General features: G+C 73.1%; 14 protein-coding genes. 4 read left to right on the top strand and 10 right to left on the bottom strand.

Annotation, left to right across the window (positions count from 1 at the left end; translation table 11 throughout):
* Positions 1 to 7: 7 nt before the first annotated feature.
* A complete protein-coding gene (locus tag AB0L29_RS31050; RefSeq protein WP_365831873.1) occupies positions 8 to 1,360 on the bottom strand; it encodes an LCP family protein in 1,353 nt (450 codons plus the stop codon).
* A 252-nt stretch (positions 1,361 to 1,612) separates the two neighbouring features.
* Between AB0L29_RS31050 and AB0L29_RS31045 the strand changes: the two genes are divergently transcribed.
* Positions 1,613 to 2,644 (top strand): glycosyltransferase family 2 protein, encoded by a 1,032-nt coding sequence (locus AB0L29_RS31045; protein WP_365831871.1) that lies wholly within the window; start codon positions 1,613 to 1,615, stop codon positions 2,642 to 2,644.
* 30 nt (positions 2,645 to 2,674) lie between these two features.
* Here AB0L29_RS31045 and AB0L29_RS31040 read toward each other — a convergent pair whose 3' ends face one another.
* The 5 genes from AB0L29_RS31040 to AB0L29_RS31020 all read right to left on the bottom strand — a co-directional run bounded on the left by AB0L29_RS31040 (position 2,675) and on the right by AB0L29_RS31020 (position 11,568).
* Positions 2,675 to 4,342 carry an LCP family protein gene (locus AB0L29_RS31040; RefSeq protein ID WP_365831869.1) on the bottom strand — a complete coding sequence of 556 codons (1,668 nt, stop codon included), beginning with the start codon at positions 4,340 to 4,342 and terminating at the stop codon, positions 2,675 to 2,677.
* Between the two features lie 92 nt (positions 4,343 to 4,434).
* Complete coding sequence (locus AB0L29_RS31035; RefSeq protein ID WP_365831867.1) at positions 4,435 to 6,144, bottom strand: LCP family protein; 1,710 nt, start codon at positions 6,142 to 6,144, stop codon at positions 4,435 to 4,437.
* A 244-nt stretch (positions 6,145 to 6,388) separates the two neighbouring features.
* Entirely contained in the window at positions 6,389 to 8,098 is a 1,710-nt protein-coding gene (locus tag AB0L29_RS31030) for an LCP family protein (protein ID WP_365831865.1), read from the bottom strand.
* 76 nt (positions 8,099 to 8,174) lie between these two features.
* Positions 8,175 to 9,917: an LCP family protein gene (locus AB0L29_RS31025; RefSeq protein WP_365831864.1), complete on the bottom strand. Its 1,743-nt coding sequence runs from the start codon at positions 9,915 to 9,917 to the stop codon at positions 8,175 to 8,177.
* A gap of 895 nt (positions 9,918 to 10,812) precedes the next feature.
* Positions 10,813 to 11,568: a TIGR03089 family protein gene (locus AB0L29_RS31020; RefSeq protein ID WP_365831862.1), complete on the bottom strand. Its 756-nt coding sequence runs from the start codon at positions 11,566 to 11,568 to the stop codon at positions 10,813 to 10,815.
* 151 nt (positions 11,569 to 11,719) lie between these two features.
* Between AB0L29_RS31020 and AB0L29_RS31015 the strand changes: the two genes are divergently transcribed.
* Together AB0L29_RS31015 and AB0L29_RS31010 are read left to right on the top strand one after the other, a co-directional pair.
* Positions 11,720 to 13,048: a peptidoglycan recognition protein gene (locus tag AB0L29_RS31015; RefSeq protein WP_365831860.1), complete on the top strand. Its 1,329-nt coding sequence runs from the start codon at positions 11,720 to 11,722 to the stop codon at positions 13,046 to 13,048.
* A gap of 254 nt (positions 13,049 to 13,302) precedes the next feature.
* Positions 13,303 to 14,385 (top strand): NDP-sugar synthase, encoded by a 1,083-nt coding sequence (locus AB0L29_RS31010; protein WP_365831858.1) that lies wholly within the window; start codon positions 13,303 to 13,305, stop codon positions 14,383 to 14,385.
* 58 nt (positions 14,386 to 14,443) lie between these two features.
* Here AB0L29_RS31010 and AB0L29_RS31005 read toward each other — a convergent pair whose 3' ends face one another.
* The 4 genes from AB0L29_RS31005 to AB0L29_RS30990 form a co-directional block, all read right to left on the bottom strand.
* Positions 14,444 to 15,445, bottom strand: coding sequence for a DNA-3-methyladenine glycosylase 2 family protein (locus AB0L29_RS31005; protein ID WP_365831856.1), 1,002 nt, complete (start codon positions 15,443 to 15,445; stop codon positions 14,444 to 14,446).
* Between the two features lie 57 nt (positions 15,446 to 15,502).
* Positions 15,503 to 16,813, bottom strand: coding sequence for a coenzyme F420-0:L-glutamate ligase (locus tag AB0L29_RS31000; RefSeq protein WP_365831854.1), 1,311 nt, complete (start codon positions 16,811 to 16,813; stop codon positions 15,503 to 15,505).
* Complete coding sequence (cofD, locus tag AB0L29_RS30995) at positions 16,810 to 17,769, bottom strand: 2-phospho-L-lactate transferase (RefSeq protein WP_365831852.1); 960 nt, start codon at positions 17,767 to 17,769, stop codon at positions 16,810 to 16,812. The genes AB0L29_RS31000 and cofD overlap by 4 nt, the downstream gene beginning before the upstream one ends.
* Before the next feature lie 90 nt (positions 17,770 to 17,859).
* Positions 17,860 to 18,354, bottom strand: coding sequence for a cysteine dioxygenase family protein (locus tag AB0L29_RS30990; protein WP_365831850.1), 495 nt, complete (start codon positions 18,352 to 18,354; stop codon positions 17,860 to 17,862).
* Positions 18,355 to 19,073: 719 nt separating this feature from the next.
* Between AB0L29_RS30990 and AB0L29_RS30985 the strand changes: the two genes are divergently transcribed.
* On the top strand, positions 19,074 to 19,337 hold the full coding sequence (locus AB0L29_RS30985) for a WhiB family transcriptional regulator (RefSeq protein WP_003975777.1): 264 nt from the start codon (positions 19,074 to 19,076) through the stop codon (positions 19,335 to 19,337).
* The last annotated feature ends 57 nt before the right edge of the window (positions 19,338 to 19,394 follow it).

Below are 19,394 nucleotides of genomic sequence, written 5' to 3'. Positions count from 1 at the left end.
CCCGGGGCTACGGCCCGCACCTCACCTCGTTCCCCCGCAGCACCGCGGACTCCCCCTCCGCCCGCACCTTGCGGACCCTCTCGAAGTCGGCCCCGGCGATCACCCTCAGCGTGGCCCCCAGGCCCTCGACCGGGCGCAGCCGGCTGCCCGGCAGGGCGGCCGACAGCGATGCGGCCGAGCGGTCCCAGCGGGGGTCGTACACGACGACGGTCCGCTTCACCGCGCGCTCCCTTGCGTTCACCGGCGTCCGCGTCGTACGGAAGCCGCTCGCCGCCAGCGCGGCGTCCACCCGGCGGCCGAGGCCCGGCGTGAGCGTGCCGTTCTCCACCTGGACCCGGATGCGCCGCGGGGCCACCGGCACCGGCAGCGCGGCGTCGCGCGGCCGCTTTGCCGACAGCGGCCGGTCCTCGCGCAGGGCGCGGAAGAGGCGCTCGGACCCCACGGGGTCCCACTTCAGCGTCGAGCCGACGCCCTTCACGGCGTATCCCATCCGCCCGATCGGCACCGTGGTGAACTCGGAGGAGGCCGGGGAGAAGTCCCGCATCGCCCGTCCCAGGTCCAGCATCTCGTCCGTGCCGAAGCCCCTGTCGGCCCGCACCGAGCCGAGCACCGCCCGGGTCACGTCCCGGAACTTCAGGGGGTTCAGGAGGATCCCCGAGGAGGTGGCCCGTTCCACCAGCGCCGCCATGAAGCGCTGCTGACGCTTCATCCGGCCCAGGTCGGAGGCCCCGTCGACGTGCCGGGCGCGCACGTACTGCAGGGCCCGCCCACCCCGCAGCGTGTGCCGGCCGGCCGGCAGGTCGAGGCCGGTGTGGCTGTCCTTCAGCGGGTCGGCGGTGCAGATCTCCACACCGCCGACCACGTCCACCGTCCTCATGAAGCTGGTGAAGTCGACCTCCAGGTAGTGGTCGATCTTGATGCGGGTCATCCGCTCGACCGTGCGCACGGTCAGCTGCGGCCCGCCCTCCGCGTACGCCGCGTTGAGCTTGACGGGGTGGCCGCGGTGCCGCCTGCCGGAGGTGCGGTCGGTGTGCGGGGGCGTCACGGCGTAGGAGTCGCGCGGCAGGCTCACCACGCTGGCCCGCTCCCGGTCCTCGGAGACGTGCACGATCATGATCGTGTCGGTGCAGCGGCAGGGGGCCCCGCCGAGCCGGTACCTGCGCCGCTCCTCCTTCGTGATCCTGTCGCGGCCGTCGGTGCCGACCAGCAGGATGTTCGTGCCGTGCCCGGCGCGGGGGCGGTTCTTCATGTCCTTGAAGGGGTCGACCCGGGCGATGTCCGCGTCGAGGCCGGACATCACCGTGTGTCCGATCCCGGCGGAGGCCAGCACCACCACGGACAGCGCGGTCACCGCCCGCACGACCCAGCGGGGCTTCCTCCGCCGTGCGGGAGGCCGCGCCCCCGGGCGCGCGGGGGAGGAGGGCGCGCGGCGGGACGGCTGCGGGCCGGCGGCGGGCCGGGGGGCCCGAGGGGGTGTGGGCAAGGGGACTCCTCCGGACGACGGCCGTACGTGGGATCCGGGAGCACCGTAGGCCCATACGATCTGTGGCCCGGGTCACCGGCCCCGGCGGCGCGCACCGCTGTCCCCCGTTCGCGGTAACGTGAGGCTCCTATGAACGCCAATCCCGACGTGCGGCTCCCCGCCGTGTCCGTGATCATGCCCGTCCTCAACGAGGAGCGGCATCTGCGGGGATCGGTCCAAGCGATCCTCGCGCAGGAGTACGCCGGCGAGATGGAGGTCGTGATCGCCCTCGGTCCGTCCACGGACCGCACGGACGAGATCGCCGCCGAGCTCGTGGCAGAAGACCCGCGCGTGCACACCGTGCCCAACCCGTCCGGCCGTACGCCGGCCGCCCTCAACGCGGCGATCAAGGCCTCCCGCCATCCGGTCGTCGTCCGCGTCGACGGGCACGGCATGCTCTCGCCGAACTACATCGCCACCGCCGTCCGGCTCCTGGAGGAGACCGGCGCGCAGAACGTCGGCGGCATCATGCACGCCGAGGGCGAGAACGACTGGGAGCGGGCGGTGGCCGCCGCCATGACGTCCAGGATCGGGGTCGGCAACGCCGCCTTCCACACCGGCGGCGAGGCCGGCCCGGCCGAGACCGTCTACCTGGGGGTGTTCCGGCGCGAGGCGCTGGAGCAGCAGGGCGGCTACAACGAGGAGTTCATCCGCGCCCAGGACTGGGAGCTGAACTACCGCATCCGCGAGGCGGGCGGGCTGATCTGGTTCTCGCCCGAGCTGAAGGTGTCCTACCGGCCGCGGCCGAGCGTGAAGGCGCTCGCCAAGCAGTACAAGGACTACGGGCGCTGGCGGCACGTCGTCGCCCGGTACCACTCCGGCTCCATCAACCTGCGCTACCTCGCCCCGCCGGCCGCGGTGTGCGCGATCGCGGCGGGCGTCGTGGTGGGCGCCGCGCTGACGCCCTGGGGCTTCGTGGTCCCCGGCGGCTACCTCGCGGCGATCGCCCTGGGCTCGGTCCCCGCGGGCAGGGGCCTGCCGCCGAAGGCGCGGCTGCAGATCCCCCTCGCGCTGGCCACCATGCACATGTCGTGGGGCTGGGGCTTCCTGACCAGTCCGCGCTCGCTGGCGAAGAAGGTCATCGCGTCGCGCCGGCCGGCGGTGCTCAGCTCCTCCCGGTGAGCGACCGGGCCGGGCCGGGCCCCGGCCCGGTCACCAGGTGAACGCCGGGTTCACACGCATGCAGGCCTTCTCGTCGGCGCCGTTGAGCGCTTCGGCCGACTCGGGGGTGCCCTCGTCGGCCGGGTCGTCCTCCGGCGCCTTGTACACGGTGCCCTCGCGCCAGTCGGCGCCCACGACCAGCGTGACACCGGAGACGTCGGTCGAGCGCTGCACGGAACCCGGGGGCAGCCCCAGGGCCGTGGCGATCCGCCGGGCGTCGCCCTCCAGGTCGGCGCTCGGGTAGCGCACCACCGTCCGCTCCTCGCTCAGCGAGCCGTCCCGGTCGGCGAACGCCCGGGCGAAGCCCTTCTCCACCAGCAGCCCGGCCACGGTGCCAGCCCGTCCGCGCGCCGCGGCCAGGGTGTCGGTCCGGGTGCCGTTGCGGACCTGGACCGGGAGTTCGGCGTCGGGCGCGGCCGGGTCGCCGGAGCCCTTCTCCGCGGCCTGCGCCCTCTTCTTCCCCTTGTCCCGGCCGTCCAGGGCGATGTCCTCGCGCACCAGCCGGAAGAGCTTCTCGGCGTCCTGGGTGGGCTCCACGCGCGCGCCCACGTACCGGTTGGGCATGGTGGTCATCGTGATGCGCTTCGGCTCCACCTTCCGCAGCTCGGTGCTGAGGTCGTAGAGCTTCTTGACGGTGTCGAGCCCCGGGTCGACCGTCAGGGCCTCGGTGGCCTTCTCGGCTAGTCTGCGCAGCTTGTTGGGGCTGCTCAGGGTGGCGTTCTCGCGCAGCTCGCGGACCATCGAGTTCATGTACATGTGCTGGGCCTTGGCCCGGGCGAGGTCGCTGCCGTCCTCGAAGCCGTAGCGGGTGCGCAGCCACTGCAGGGCCTGCTCGCCCTTCACCGGGTGCGTCCCCTTCTCCAGCTTCAGGCCGGAGCCGTGGCCCGCGCTGTCGCGCGAGTGGATGTTGGCGTCCACGCACACGGGGACGCCGCCGATGGCGTCCGCCATCGACACCACGCCCGCGAAGTCCACCATGACGAAGTGGTCGATGTGGATGCCGGTGAGGTGCTCCCAGGTGGCCACCGTGCAGCCGGGCCCGCCGTGCCCGAGGCTCTGGTTGGTCATCACCCGGCCGTCGCTCGCCGGGTACACCTTCCCGTCGTCCGGGTCGGTGCACTTCGGTATGTGGACGAGGGTGTCGCGCGGCATGCTGATGACCGACATGTTCGTCCGGTCCGCGGACAGGTGCACCAGCATCTGGACGTCCGCGAGCGGTGTGGAGCCGAACGTCTCCCGGGCGCCGCCGAGTTTCCGGTTCTCCTCGGTGTCCCGGGCGTCGGAGCCGATGAGCAGGATGTTCAGCGGGGTCTGGCCGGCGGCGTTCGGCGTCGGTTCGGCGACCTTGTTGTCGCCCAGGTTCAGCTCGTCCTTCTGGATGTTGCCGTTCAGGTGCCGGTAGTAGAGGCAGCCGGCGCCGGCCGTGCCGAGTATCAGCACGGCGAGGACCGTCGCGGACCACCTGAGCGCGCGGCGCCCGCGCCGCGGCCGGCTCCCGTCGTGCCGGGCGGCGTCGGCCCCGGCGCCGCCGTCACCGCCGCCGTCGAGCGGGGCGTCGCCGGCCGCCGGTGCGTCGGCCTCGAACGGGGGCCCGTCGGCCGCCGGTTCGCTCCGGTCGCCGTCGAGCGTTTCGTTCCGCTGCACGGTGTTCTGTGTCACTTCCCCCGTCCTTCCTGCTCCTCGCGCCACGGAACGGGCCCGTCGTGCGTCCTGTTAGACGCATGACGGGCCCCTCAGTTGCCCTGGAAACGTCAACTCGCGCACGTGACCTTGTCGGCCGAGGACTTCTGGACCCCCTCCGGCGCCTTCGCCGCGGGGGTGAGTGAGACGCCGGCGCCCTTGAAGTCCTTGCCCAGCGTCAGGGTCATGGCGGGCAGTCCCTGGGCGTTGGTCACGCTCTCGCCCGGTTTCATCGCCGAGCCGGACAGGCCCAGGACGTCCGCGAGGCGGCGGGCCTGGGCGGCCTGGTCGGGAGCGTACTCGAGGGTCGTCGTGCCCAGGTTCTCGGGGGCGTTGCCGCCGTTCTCGGACTTGGTGACGCCCTCCTCGACCTGCAGCCAGCGCAGGGTCTCCTGCGCGCTGCCGGGGGGTGCCCCGCCGTTGAGGACGCGCACCCGGACCTCGGAGGCCGGTGCCTTGGTGCCCTTGAGCCGGGCGGCGACGGCGGCCTTCTCCTTCTTCTGCTTCTGTTTGACCTCGGTGAACGACACGTCGTTGCGGATCATGTCGAAGACCTGCGCGGCCTTGGAGTCGTCCAGGACGACGGTCGCCTTCACCGCTTCGGCCGGGTTGTCGACCACCGGCACCGTGAGGAAGGTGATGTTCTTCGTCGGCACCTTCTTCAGCTCCAGGGCGACGTCCTTGAGCGTGCCCACCTTGCCGATGGCCTTGTCCACGGTCAGGGCCTTGGTGGCCGCCTCGGCCAGCTTCAGCAGCTTCGAGGGGCTGGTGAGGGTGTCGCCGGAGGACATCTTGCGCATGAGCGAGGCCAGGAACTGCTGCTGCACCTTGATGCGGTCGAGGTCGCCGCTGTTGCCGAAGCTCTTGCGGGTGCGCAGGAAGGCGAGGGCCTGCTCGCCCTCGACCCACGACTCGCCCGCCGGCAGCCTGAGCTTCGACTGCTTGTCGTCGACGGCCTTCCCGACGCAGACCTTGACGCCGTCCACCGCCGTGGTCAGCGTCTTGACCGCGTTGAAGTCGGCCATCATGAAGTGGTCGACCGAGATGCCGGTGGCCTCCTCCACCGTGCGCATGGTGCAGCCCGGGTCCCGCCCGTCCTCGCCGAGGCTGCGGTTGAAGCGGACGGCCTGCCGGCCCGGAACCGTCGTCGTCGTGCCGTCGGCCTGCTTCGTCGGGCAGTCGGGGATGTCCACGATCAGGTCGCGGGGGATGCTGAGCGCGGTCGCGTTCGAGCGGTCCTCGGCGACGTGCAGCAGGATCGTGGTGTCGGCGTGCCCGCTGCTGCCCTTGTCGCCGTAGCCCTCGTTCCCCTCGCCGGTGCGCTTGTCGGTGCCGATGACGAGGATGTTGAACGCCTCGTCCTTGCGGAAGCTGCTCTTGCCCGCGTTGCCGACGTCGGTCGTCGAGACGTTGCCCTCCAGGTGCCGCAGGTAGAGGTAGCCGGCCGCGCCGACGGCGACCAGGACGAACGCCATGGTGCCGCCGGTCCACAGCAGGACCCTCCTGCCCTTCGGCTTCTTCGCGGGCCGCCGCCCGCGCTGCCCCGGCGCTTCCTCGGGAGCGCCGCGCCGCCCGCGCGGGGGCGGGACACGGCCGGGCGCCTCCTTGCGGCCGCGGGCCGGCGCGGCCGCGCCGGAGGGGGCGGACCCGCGGGGGCCGGGGACGGGTGACTGCGCTGCGGAAGAAGGCGGTCGCAGTTCGTATTCACCGGTGGACGGATTGAGCACCCACTGGTCTGCGGGGTCGACGTTCTCCGCCCGCCCACGGCCTTGCGCGTCCACGGTTGTCCGAATCCTCCGTCGGGGCCACGCGGCGCCTTCTCCCCCGGGAAGGCCCACGGTACTGGTCGGCACAGTGCGCCGCGCCAGGACGGACTCGTGGCCGGGAGCACTGGATCGCGCTCACACTATCCGCCGGATTCGGCGGCGAGCGACGCCGGTGGGAAATCCGCCGCTCCCGCACCGGGGCAATCCATCGCATTTCCCGAAAGACGGTTCGTCGTGCCGGTGCGTGCCCCCCGGCCGGCTACCAGCGATAGGGCTTGTACACGTCCATGCACCGCCCGCTCTCCGAGCCGTTGAGGGCGTCGGCGTCACCGGGCAGGTCCCCGGCGCCGGGTGCCGGCTGCCGCGGATAGGCCGTGCCGGTACGCCAGTCGGCCCCCACGACGACCGTCACCCCGACGACGTCGGCCGACTTCCTCACCGAACTCGCCGGAACGCCGAGGGACTCGGCGACCCGCAGGGCGTCGCCCTCCAGGCCGGCGTCGGGGTAGCGCACCACGGTCCGCTCCTCCGACAGGGCCGGCGAGGTGTCCGCCGCGGCCTTCGTGAAGCCCTTCCCGGCGAGGAGCCGGGCGATCGCGGCCGCGCGGCCGCCGACCGGGCCGAGGGTGGCGGTCCGGGTGGCGTTGCGTACCCGGACGCCGATCTCGGCATCCGGGGCGGCCGGGTCCTCGGACCGCTCCTCCCGTCCGCTCGCCGCCCCCTTTCCCTTCCCCGCCCCCTTTCCCTTCCCCGTCCCCTTTCCCTTCCCGTTCCCGTCCGGCTGCTTCCCCTTGTCGTCGAAGGGCACGTCGTCGCGGATCATGGCCCACACCTTCTCGGCGTCCGCGCCGGCCGGGACCAGGTGGTTGGGGTCCTGCGGGTCCTCGACCGTGGGCAGCGTCGTCATGGTGATGCGGTCCGCCGGCACCGTCTTGAGCTGCATGCCGAGGTCGTACAGCTTCTTCACCGAACCGAGTTCCTCGGACACCTTCAGGGACTCGGTGGCCGCCTCGGCCAGGTCCGTCAGCCGGCCGGTGTCGGTGAAGACGTTCTGCTTCTTCAGCGTGCGGATCATCGAGTTCATGTACATGTGCTGAGCCCTGGCCCGCAGCACGTCGCTGCCCCAGGCATGCCGGGTGCGCAGCCACTGGAGGGCCTGTTCGCCCTCGACCTTCTCGCTGCCGGCCCTCATCTTCAGGCCGGAGCCGCCGGGCACCCCGGGCAGCGGCCGGTCCCACACGTTCTGGTTCACGCAGACCTCGACGCCGCCGACGGCGTCCGCCATCCTCACCACGCCCGCGAAGTCGATCGTCATCCAGTGGTCGATGTAGACCCCGGTGAGGTTCTCCCAGGTGGCCAGGGTGCAGCCCGCACCGCCGCGGGCCAGCGAGAGATTGATGATCTTGTTGGTCGGCGGGTAGACCGTGCCGGTCCCGGGGGCCTCGCAGCGGGGGATGTCGACCCGGGTGTCGCGCGGCACGCTCACCACCGCCGCGCTCCTGCGGTCCGCGGACAGGTGGATGAGCATCTGCACGTCGCCCAGCGGCGGGTTGTCGCGGTGGTCGCGGCCGCCGCCGAGCTCGACGTTCTCGTCGGAGGCGCGGCTGTCGGAGCCGATCAGCAGGATGTTCAGCGGCGTCTGCCCGGCCGCGTTCGGCCCGGTCCTCTGCGCCTTGGAGTCGCCGCTGCTGCGGCGGCCCTTCTGGATGTTGCCGTCGAGATGCCGGTAGTAGAGGCATCCGGCGCCGGCCGTGCCGAGGATCAGCACCGCCAGCGTCGTCGCCGACCAGTGCAGGACGCGGCGGCCCCGCCCGGGACGCGGCCTGCCGCGCCCGCCGCCGCTGCCGGGTCTGCCCGAGCCGTCACCGTCCTGGGCGCCGCGCTCGTCGTGACGCTCCCCGCCCGCACCCGCCGCACGCCGGGCGCCGCCCGGCCGTGTCCCCTCCCCGTGCACACCGCTCCGCGCCATTCCCCTGCCTCCCCACCCTCGCGCCGTGGAACGGGCCTGCCGTACGTCCTGTGAGACGCGCGGCGGGCCCGCCGGGTCACTTGGCGCACTCGACCTTGTCGGCCGTGGACTTCTGGACCCCCTCCGGCGCCTTCGCCGCGGGGGTGAGTGAGACGCCGGCGCCCTTGAAGTCCTTGCCCAGCGTCAGGGTCATGGCGGGCAGTCCCTGGGCGTTGGTCACGCTCTCGCCCGGTTTCATCGCCGAGCCGGACAGGCCCAGGACGTCCGCGAGGCGGCGGGCCTGGGCGGCCTGGTCGGGAGCGTACTCGAGGGTCGTCGTGCCCAGGTTCTCGGGGGCGTTGCCGCCGTTCTCGGACTTGGTGACGCCCTCCTCGACCTGCAGCCAGCGCAGGGTCTCCTGCGCGCTGCCGGGGGGTGCCCCGCCGTTGAGGACGCGCACCCGGACCTCGGAGGCCGGTGCCTTGGTGCCCTTGAGCCGGGCGGCGACGGCGGCCTTCTCCTTCTTCTGCTTCTGTTTGACCTCGGTGAACGACACGTCGTTGCGGATCATGTCGAAGACCTGCGCGGCCTTGGAGTCGTCCAGGACGACGGTCGCCTTCACCGCTTCGGCCGGGTTGTCGACCACCGGCACCGTCGTGAACGTCAGGTTCTTGGTGTTGAGCTTGCCCAGCTCCAGACCGAGGTCCTTCAGCTTGTCGATGCTGTCGAGCTGCGAGTCCACGGTCAGGGCCTTGGTGCCCGCCTCGGCCAGCTTGATCATCTTCGACGGGCTGGTGAGCGTGTCGTTCGACTTCAGCTTGCGCATCAGCGCGCTCAGGAACTGCTGCTGCAGCCCGATCCGGCTCAGGTCGCCGCCGAAGCCGACGGAGTGCCGGGTGCGCACGTACGCCAGCGCCTGTTCGCCCTGGATCGTGTGCGTGCCCTTGGACAGCTTCAGGTGTGAGTCCGGGTCGTCGATGTCCTTGGCCAGGCAGACCTCGACCCCGCCCACCGCCGTGGTCAGCGTCTTGACCGCGTTGAAGTCGGCGACCATGAAGTTGTCCGGCTTGACGCCGGTCAGCTCGGTGACGGTCCGCATGGTGCAGCTGGGCGTACGGCCGTCCTGGCCGAGGCTGGTGTTGAAGCGGGCGCCGGTGGAGCCGGGGATGATCTTCGTCGAGCCGTCCTTCTGCGTGGTCGGGCAGTCGGGGACGTCGACGATCAGGTCGCGGGGGATGCTGAGCGCGGTGGCGTTCGAGCGGTCCTTGGAGACGTGCAGCAGGATCGTGGTGTCGGCGTGCCCGGGACTGCCCTTGTCGCCGTAACTGCCGTTGCCCTTGCCGGTGCGCTTGTCGGTGCCGATCAGCAGGATGTTGATCGCCTTGTCCTTGCTGAAGCCGCCGGTGCTCGCGCCGTCGTCCGAGACGGAGGTGATGTTGCCGTTGAGGTGCTCGATGTAGAGGTACGCGGCGCCCGCGGCGGTGACCACGACGAACGCCATCGTGCCACCGGTCCACAGCAGGGCCTTCCTGGCCTTCGACTTCTTCGCCGGCCGTCGCCCGCGCCGCCCCGGCGGCGGCTCCGCGGGCGCCCCGCGGCGCCTGCGCGGGGCCGGGACCGCACGGTCGGGTGTCTCGGGCCGCGCCGCCCGGCCGGACGCCGCGGTGCGGCTGCGCGCCGCCGGGTTCGCGTCGGCGCCGGCCGGCCGGCGGGGGCCGGGGACGGACGACTGCGCTGCGGAAGGGCCCAGTCGCAGTTCGTATTCGCCGGTGTTCGGATTGAGCACCCACTGGTCTGCGGGGTCGATGTTCTCCGCCCGCCCACGGCTTTGCGCGTCCACGGTTGTCCGAATCCTCCGTCGGGGCCACGCGGCGCCTTCCCCTCCAAGGCGCTCGGGTCTCGGTCGTACAGTGCGCGACCTCGGGAACGGATCTCAGGGCCGGACGCACCGGATCGCTCACACTAACCGCCCAGTTCGGCCTCGGGCGACGCCGGTGACGAATTCCACGTTCCTACAACCGGGCAATCCGCCCATTTCCATGGAGGGGTGTTCGTGGCCTTGGAGCCGCCTTTGGGTTCGCTTTACCCGAGGGCGCCCTCGGCGGCCGTCTTCCCGCGGAACGCCGACGCGGGGAAAACGGCGGGAACCGCTTCACCGGGACGTTTCCAGCCCGCCTTTCCGTCACCGTGCGTGCCTGGCCCGTCCGGCTCCGCATACGGATTCCCGTGCGGGACCACGTGTGATTCCTCACCGCTCCCGTGCGAATCCCGTTCTGTGCGTGGGTTCTTCGCGTCGCCGGACGCGCAATTGCCGTTCCGCACGGCGGAATCCCCCGGGGCGTTTCGCGCGACCGCCACCGGAGTGTCCGCGCGCGGCCGTTCCCACGGCTGCTCCGCCGGGGATTCCACGAGCCGGCCGCGACCGGCGTCGCGGGCGCACGGCTCCCGCGGAACGGCCGGGAATCGCACCTGTTGGGTGAGGATGTCGCGCAGGCCGCGCACAAGGGCGTACGAACCGGGCGGACTTGCCGGAACCGGGCGTGCCCGCGGTGCCCATCACGGCCGCACCCACCTCTCGTGCCCCGCACGGCGACCGGCGCGCGCCGCGTGCCGCCGCGCTGCCGCTCCCGCGGCGCGGCACGGGGGAGCGGCGGGGTCGGACGGAGGGAGGCCGGACGGGGGAGGCCGGACGGGGGAGGTCCGCGGCGCGCGGGCGCCCCCGGGAGGACGGCCCCCTACCGGGCGATCACCGTCACCCGCTCGCTCTCCACGCGCTTGTCCAGCGCCTCGTCCCCCAGCCGCTCCAGGTGCCGGCACAGCACCACGGAACCGCCCGTGGCCAGCGGCCCGTACAGCCCCGCGTTGAGGCCTTCCCAGGTGTCGTACGGCAGCCCCGACAGGATCCGCGAGCCCGGTCCCGTCAGTCCCAGCCCCGACGCCTCCGCCCGGGCCCGCTCGACGACCTCCGCCCCGCTGAACTCCCGTCCGGCCACGATCAGCGCCGGGTCCTCCGGGTCCACCGGCGTGTAGGGGACGAACCGGTCGCCCTGCCCCGGCACTTCCACGGCGTAGTCGGCGAACCCCTCCGGGGGCTGCGGGAAGCGTCCCCCGAGCGGGCGCAGCGCGAGCGCGATCCGCGGTCCCGGGCAGGCCCGCGCCGCCTGAAGCGTGTCGGGGCCGCTCACCACCAGGTCGGCCGCGGCCGGGTCCCCGGCCACGTCCGCCACCACTCCCGCCGACGCGCAGGCCAGCAGCCACACCGCCGTCTGCCAGTGCGCGGGCAGCAGCAGCGCGACCCGGTCCCCGGGTTCGGCGGACAGTTCGTCCTGGAGCAGGTTGGCGGTCTTGGCCACCCAATTGGCGAAGGTGGCCACGGACAATTCGACGCGTTCGCCCGTGGCGTCGTCGTAGAAGGTCACCAGGGGGCGTCCCGGGTCCGCGGCGAGCGCGGAACTCAGCAGGTCGGCAGGGGTGCGATCGGTGGCGTTCACCCGTGAAAGCGTACGCGGCGCACCGCCCTCGCACCGCGCGGCGGGGTCGCCGGTTCGCAAGGATCCGCCACCGGTTCGGACCAACATCCCCCCGATGCCCCGTCAACTCCCCGATGGACAGCTATCCACCGGTATGTCCACGATCAGGAGCATGCGTGGAATTCTTGCTCCCTCAATCGGTGTCACCTGCACGGCCGCCCTCGCCCTCGGGCTGACCCCGCCCGCAGGCGCGTCGGCCGCGAGACCGGCGCCGCCCCCGGAAACGGCCACGACCACCGGGCGGGCGGCCGAGCCGTACGCCTCCGGCAGCACCCAGTCGCTGCCCCTGAAGCCCTTCACCCGCGACCGCACCACCGGCGCTCCCGTCGAACAGGGCCTGCCCCGCCGGGACGTACGGCACTTCTCCCTCGTCGGCGTCGTCTGGGACGACCCCGGCACCGAACTGCACGGCCGCGTCCAGGTCCGCACCCGCGACGCCGCCACCGGCGCCTGGTCCGGCTGGCAGGACGTCGAGACCCACAACGCCGACCACGCGGCCGACCCGGACACGGCCGAGCGCGCCTCGGGCCGGGTGCGCGGCGCCACCGCACCGCTGTGGGTGGGCGATTCGGACGGTGTGGAGGTCCGCGTCCGCGCGGAGGCCGGACACGCCGGGGGCGGCACCCCCGCCCCCGCCGTCCCCCTGCTCCCCGAGGGCCTGCGCCTGGAACTCGTCGACCCGGGCGAGGGCGCCCCGGCGGACGGCCCGGACGCCGGTGACCCGGACGCCGGCGTGGACGCCGCCCCGGCCGCCGACGCCGGGCCCGTACCGCCCGGCGTCACCGAGATCCCGGCGCTGAGCCGCGCCGAGACCGGGCGGCAGGCGGCGAAGCCGTACGTCGGCCCGCGCCCGGGCATCGTCACCCGCCGCGGCTGGGGCGCCGACGAGGGGCTGCGCGAGAAGACGTTCGTCTACACGAAGAAGGTGAAGGCGGCCTTCGTGCACCACACGGCCTCCGGCAACAACTACAGCTGCTCGCAGGCCCCTTCACTCGTCCGGGGTATCTACCGCTACCACGTCGTGAGCATGGGCTGGCGGGACATCGGCTACAACTTCGTCGTCGACAAGTGCGGAAAGATCTACGAGGGACGTGCCGGGGGCGTGGCGAAGCCGGTCATGGGCGCCCACACCCTGGGCTTCAACAGCGACAGCATGGGCATCGCCGTCATCGGCTCGTACGGCTCCACCAAGCCCTCGTCCGCCGCCGTGAAGGCCATCGCCCGGCTCGCCGCGTGGAAGCTCGGTCTGCACGGGATGAATCCCAAGGGGAAGACATACCTGAAGTCCGGCGGTGGCAGCCTCTACCGAAAAGGCAAGAAGGTACGACTGAACGTGATCTCCGGCCACCGGGACGGGTTCGCCACCGAGTGTCCCGGGGGGAAGCTCTACGGCAAGCTCGGCTCGGTCCGCAAGACCGCGGCCCGCTACCAGGGCCGCTGAATCCGGGCGGGGAAGCCGAAGAGACCAAGGGACCAAGAGAGGCCGAACGGCCAGGAGGCCGGAGAAAGCCGGGAAGGCGAAGAAGGCGACGCCCGGCGACGGGGAAGCCGATCCTGCCGGAGACCACGTTCACCGCCGTCGGGGGGCAGCGGGCGGGACACCGCACGGCCGTCGAGGGCGCCACGGAACGGTCTGCATACACTGGCCGGTCGAAAGACAGTTCGGCCGGTCCCGGCAGGAAGCAGAGACGACAGGTGACAGAAGCGATCCTCCTGGTCGGCGGCAAAGGCACCCGGCTGCGCCCGCTCACGGTGCACACGCCCAAGCCCATGGTCCCGGCGGCCGGAGTGCCCTTCCTCACGCACCAGTTGGCCAGAGCGAGAGCGGCGGGCGTCGAGCACATCGTGCTGGCCACCTCCTACCTCGCCGAGGTCTTCGAACCGTACTTCGGCGACGGGGCCTCGCTGGGCCTGCACATCGAGTACGTGACGGAGGAGGAGCCCCTCGGCACCGGCGGCGCCATCCGCAACGTCGCCTCGCGCCTGCGCTCGGGGCCCGACGACCCGGTCCTCGTCTTCAACGGGGACATCCTGACCGGTCTGGACATCCGGGCGCTGGTCCGCACGCACGAGACGACGGGCGCGGACGTCTCGCTGCACCTGACGAAGGTGACGGACCCGCGGGCGTACGGGCTCGTCCCCACCGACGCAACGGGCCGGGTGCTGGCGTTCCTGGAGAAGCCCCAGACCCCCGAGGAGATCGTCACCGACCAGATCAACGCGGGGGCGTACGTCTTCCGCCGCTCGGTGATCGACACGATCCCGGCGGGCCGGCCGGTGTCGGTGGAGCGGGAGACCTTCCCGGACCTGCTGGCCGCCGGGGCCCACCTGCAGGGCATGGTCGACTCGACGTACTGGCTGGACCTCGGCACCCCCGCCGCCTTCGTGCGGGGCTCCGCCGACCTGGTCCTGGGGCGCGCCCCGTCCCCGGCCGTCCCGGGCCGGTGCGGCGACCGCCTGGTCCTGCCGACGGCGACGGTGGCGCCCGACGCCAAGCTGGCGGGCGGGACGGTGGTCGGCGAGGGCGCGTTCGTGGCGGAGGGCGCGCGGGTCTTCGGCAGCACGATCCTGCCGGGCGCGGTCATCGAGCCCGGCGCGGTCGTCACCGACTCCCTCATCGGCACCCGCGCCCGCGTCGGCGAACGCTCCGTCCTCACCGGCGCGGTCGTCGGCGACGGCGCGGTCGTCGGCGCCGACAACGAGTTGCGCGAGGGCGTACGGGTGTGGTGCGACGCCCGGATCCCGGCGGGCGCGGTGCGGTTCTCCTCCGACCAGTAGGCCGGGCCGCCTCCGGCGGCGGGGCGGGGCGCGGTGGTCCGCGCGTCGCCCCGCCGCCTCACCACCGCCCGATGTCCCCCACCGGCCGCCGGGGCGCCCGCCTCGGCGGCACCCGCCCGCTCAGCAGGATCAGCCGGGCCGCCCGGTGCCGCTGTCCCGCGTAGGGCTCCAGCAGCCGGAGCATCACGGAGTCGTCCGCGTCCCGGTCCCCGGCCAGCGCCCACCCCACGATCCCCGGCAGGTGCAGGTCCCCGACGGTCACCGCGTCCGCCGCCCCGTGGCTGCGCTGCACCGTCTCCGCCGACGTCCACGGCCCGATCCCCGGCACCAGCTCCAACCGGGCCTGCGCGTCGGCCGGAGGCATCCCCACCGCCTGCTCCAGCCGCGCGGCGACCCGCACGGCCCGCAGGATCGTGGACGCCCGCTTGTCGTCGACCCCGGCCCGGTGCCACTCCCAGGAGGGGATCAGCGCCCAGGTCCGCGGCTCGGGCATCACGTACATCCGCCCGGGCGCGGGCCCCGGCGCCGGCTCCCCGAACCTCCGCACGAGCAGCCGCCACGCCCGGTACGCCTCGACCGTCGTGACCTTCTGCTCCAGGACCGACGGGATCAACGACTCCAGCACCAGCCCGGTCCGCGTCAGCCGCAGCCCCGGCCGCCGGTGCCGGACCAGCGCCAGCAGCCTGTGGCGGGGCTCGAACGCCGACGGGTCGTCAGCCGCGCCGAGGAGCTCGGGCAGTCCCTCCAGCAGCCACTCGGCCCCGGGCCCCCACGCCTCGGCGCACACCCGGCCGCCGGACATCCGCACCCGCAGCGTCCCGGGCCCGCACGGCGTGCGGCTGGCCCGCCACACGGAGCCGTCCGGCATCGCCCGGAAGGCCGGGTCGGCCGGCCCGCGCCTGAGCGGACCGAGCACCAGGCCGAGGTCGAGCGGCCCGTCCGGCACCCAGGTCCGGGTCCGGGCCGGCGCCGGGGCCCGCCGCGGCACGGCCGCGGGGACCCCTCCCACGCCTGTGAGGCCGTGGGGGAGCGCGGGTCGGGGAGCGAATCGTCCTGCCACGAAGGAGTCCCGGAGAGAGGAGAGCGTCCTATGAGGGTAGGCGCCGCCCGGCGCCCGTCACCGCACCTCCAGGAAAGCGGCCGGGTCCCGCTCCGGCCGCGGCCGCGGTTCCCCGGCCGGGTGGCCGACCGCCACCGCGCCCATCGGGTCCCAGCCGGCCGGCAGTTCCAGCACCTCGCGCACCACGTCCCGGCAGAACATCGTCGACGACACCCACGCCGATCCCAGCCGCTCACCGGCCAGCGCGACCAGGAAGTTCTGCACCCCCGCCCCGGCGGCGACCACGAACATCTCCCGCTCGGCCCCGTCGCGCCGCGCGTCCCCGTAGGTGTGCGAGCCGTCCGTGACCAGGCAGGGCACCACGAGGTACGGCGCGTTGCGCAGCACGTCCCCGCGGCGTACCCGCCGGGCGATCGACTCCTCGGTCCTGCCGTCGCGGCGCAGGTCGGCGACCCAGGCGTCCCGCATGGCGTCCAGCAGACGGGTGCGCGACTCCTCCGACTCCAGCAGGACGAAGCGCCAGGGCGTGGTGTGGTGCGGCGCCGGTGCCGTCACGGCGGCGGCGACCGCCCGCCGCACGGCCCCCGGGTCGACGGGTTCGTCCGTGAACGAGCGGACCGTGCGGCGCTGCGTCACGGCCAGCCGCACGGCCTCCGAGGTGCCCAGGCGGAACATGTCGTCGCGCGCGCCGCGCACCATGGCCCGCGCCCCCTGCGCGTCGTCCCCGGCCACCAGGTGCGCCAGCCCGCGCACCACGGCGACGGGCCGCCCGGCGGCCTTGCCCTTGACCAGGTCGCCCGCAGCGGCGAGTTCGTCGGCCGTCGCGACGACGGTGGCGCTCAGCGGATTGCCGTACGCGTCCGTGCCCCCGCGCAGGTCGTCGAGCACGCGCACGCCGGCGGCACCGATCGCGACGTCCGTGAGCCCCGAGCGCCAGGGCCGCCCGGAGGTGTCCGTGACGAGCACGCCGACGTCGACGCCGAGGATGCCGCGCAGCCCGTCCCGCAGGGCCCGCGCGGACGCGTCCGGGTCCTCGGGCAGCAACAGGACCGTCCCGGCGGGGGTGTTGGAGGCGTCGACCCCGGCCGCGGCCATGACCAGGCCCTGCCGGTTCTCGACGATGCGCAGGGCGCCGCGCCGGGCGACGACCCGTACCGTCTCGGCGTCGATGGCGGCCTCCCGGTCGGCGGCCCGGACGATCCGCCCCTCCGCCTTGGAGACGATCTTCGACGTGACGAGCAGCACGTCGCCGTCGGCCAGCCCGGGCTCGGCGGCGGCGATCAGCTTGGCGAGGTCGTCGCCGGGCCGGACCTCGGGCAGACCGGGCACGGCCCAGACCCGGTAGCCGTCGGCGAGCGGTGCGCTCACGCCGCCCGCACCTCCTCGGCCAGCGCCAGCGCCTCCCGCGCCATCTGCGCGGCCGCGTCGAGGTCGGTCATCATCAGCGGGACGGCCCTGCAGCGGATCCCGGCCGCCTCCACGCGCTCCACCACGGCCGCGTCGACCGTGTCGACGAGCCAGCCGTCCAGCAGGCCCGAGCCGTAGTGCTCGGCGACCGCGGCGGCCGTGGACTCCACGCCGACCGCCGCCAGCACCTTGTCGGCCATGCCGCGCACCGGCGCGTCCCCGACGATGGGGGAGAGGCCGACGACGGGCACCCCGGCGTCGGCGATCGCCTCGCGGACGCCCGGCACGGCCAGGATCGTGCCGATCGACACGACCGGGTTGGACGGCGGGAAGAGGATCACGTCCGCCCCGGCGATCGCCTCCAGCACGCCGGGGGCCGGCTTGGCCTGCTCGGCGCCGACCGGGACGACCGCCTCGGCCGGGACGGAGGCCCGCAGCCGCACCCAGTACTCCTGGAAGTGGATCGCCTTGCGCTCGCCGTCCAGCTCGACGGCGACGTGCGTCTCGACGCGGTCGTCGGTCATGGGGATCAGGCGCACGCCCGGCTTCCAGCGCTCGCACAGCGCCTCCGTCACCGCGCTGAGCGGGTATCCGGCGCCGATCATCTGCGTCCGCACGATGTGCGTGGCGAAGTCCCGGTCGCCGAGCCCGAACCACTCCGGCCCGACGCCGTACGCGGCGAGCTCCTCCTTGAGGCGGAAGGTCTCGTCGGCCCGCCCCCAGCCCTGCTCCTCGTTGATGCCGCCGCCGAGCGTGTACATCACCGTGTCGAGGTCCGGGCAGACCTTCAGCCCGAAGAGGTGGATGTCGTCCCCGGTGTTGCCGATGACCGTGATGTCCGCGTCCGGCGCGGCCCGCTTCAGACCGCGCAGGAAACGGGCACCGCCGATGCCGCCTGCCAGAACCACAATGCGCATGGAAACAGTCTGTCAGCCGCCGGGCCGGCTCGTTGAGGGGCGGTGGCCGGGCGGCCGGCGGGACGCTCCCGGGGCGGGCCCGACGGCGCGTCAGGCGGTCAGGGCGCGCGCCTCGCAGTGCGGGGTGGTGTGCATCGGCATCTCGGTGAGGCCGGGGTAGTACACGTGCAGGCTGACCGCCGGTTCCAGCGCGTCGTTCACGACCTCGTGCACATAGCCGGGCGCGAACACCCGCTGGTCGCCCGCCCGCAACGTGCGCGTGCCGCGGTCCGTGCGCTCGGTCAGCGTGCCGTCCAGGACGGTCAGCACACCGGCGGAGCGGCCGTGGTCGTGCAGCCCGCTGCCCTGCCCGGGCACCCAGGACAGCAGCCACACCTCGTACCCCGGGCCGGTGCGCAGCCGGTGGTACCAGCGGGTGGTCGCGTCGTACCGGACGAGGTGCTCCCACCGGGCGCGGTCGGCGGCGATGGAGCGGGCCAGGCCGGCGAACTCGGCGACGGTGGCCGGGTGCTCGCGCGGTGCCTGCAGCAGGTGGGGGACTTCGAGGATGTCGCCTGCGATCTGGAGGTCGCTGTCGCTGTTCATGGGGCGGTGGTTCCTTGGCGGAGGGAAGCGGTGGGGGCGGCGGGTGTCGCGTCGCGGATGCCCGGGTCGCGGGCGGCGGCGGGAGGGTGCCCCGGTGGGAGCGAAGGAGAGGTCGGCCGAGTCGTGTGCGACTCGAGGACAGCCGGAGCGGGGAGGGCTCAACAGCTGGAACAGCGACAGCTACAGCGAGCACGGGCAGCACCGTGGGACCCGGCGGTGCGGGTCGTGGTGAGTGCCGAGTTCGCGAGCATGCCCACAAGGACACCGGTTCACACCTCCTGTGTCAACTCGGCACCCGGTGCGGGGGATGTGTTTCACCTCATCCGGTTCATCTGGAAGGTGAAAGGTTTGCTCATGCCCCTCTCGGGACACATGGCGTCCATCCGGGCGGCAAGCCTCGTTGTGATCTCGTGATCCGACTGTGATCCGGTTCGCTTCGACGTGCCTGCCGGAACGAGATCGAACTCCTGGGCGTCTTTTTCCGTACAGGCTCTGTGTGGACCGGTGACCCCCGGGGGCCTTGTCCGTGTGTCAAGGTTTATGCCGATTTGAACACTTTCCGCACGGCCTTGGTTCCGCAGAGTGAATAAGGGGCCCAATAGCAGATCTCGGCTTGACTCGCCCGGAGCAGCACACTTGTAATTTCACTCGTGTCGTTCAGCCGGGATCGGTAACGGCTGCGTCACGGGGACGCGGGAAAGAACAGACGAGGGGCGCACATGACCGAGCTGGTGCAGCAACTGCTGGTCGACGACGCGGACGAGGAACTCGGCTGGCAGGAGCGCGCGCTGTGCGCCCAGACCGACCCCGAGTCCTTCTTCCCCGAGAAGGGCGGCTCCACCCGCGAGGCCAAGAAGGTCTGCCTCGCCTGCGAGGTGCGCTCCGAGTGCCTCGAGTACGCCCTCGCCAACGACGAGCGCTTCGGCATCTGGGGCGGCCTGTCCGAGCGGGAACGCCGCCGGCTGAAGAAGGCCGCCGTCTGACACGGGGCACGAGCCCCCCGGTCCACGCGCGCACGTCTCGAAGCGCACCCGTTTCGA

Source organism: Streptomyces sp. NPDC052701, from assembly GCF_040678355.1.
Taxonomy (GTDB): Bacteria; Actinomycetota; Actinomycetes; order Streptomycetales; family Streptomycetaceae; genus Streptomyces.
This window is presented reverse-complemented; position numbering and strand designations above follow the sequence as displayed.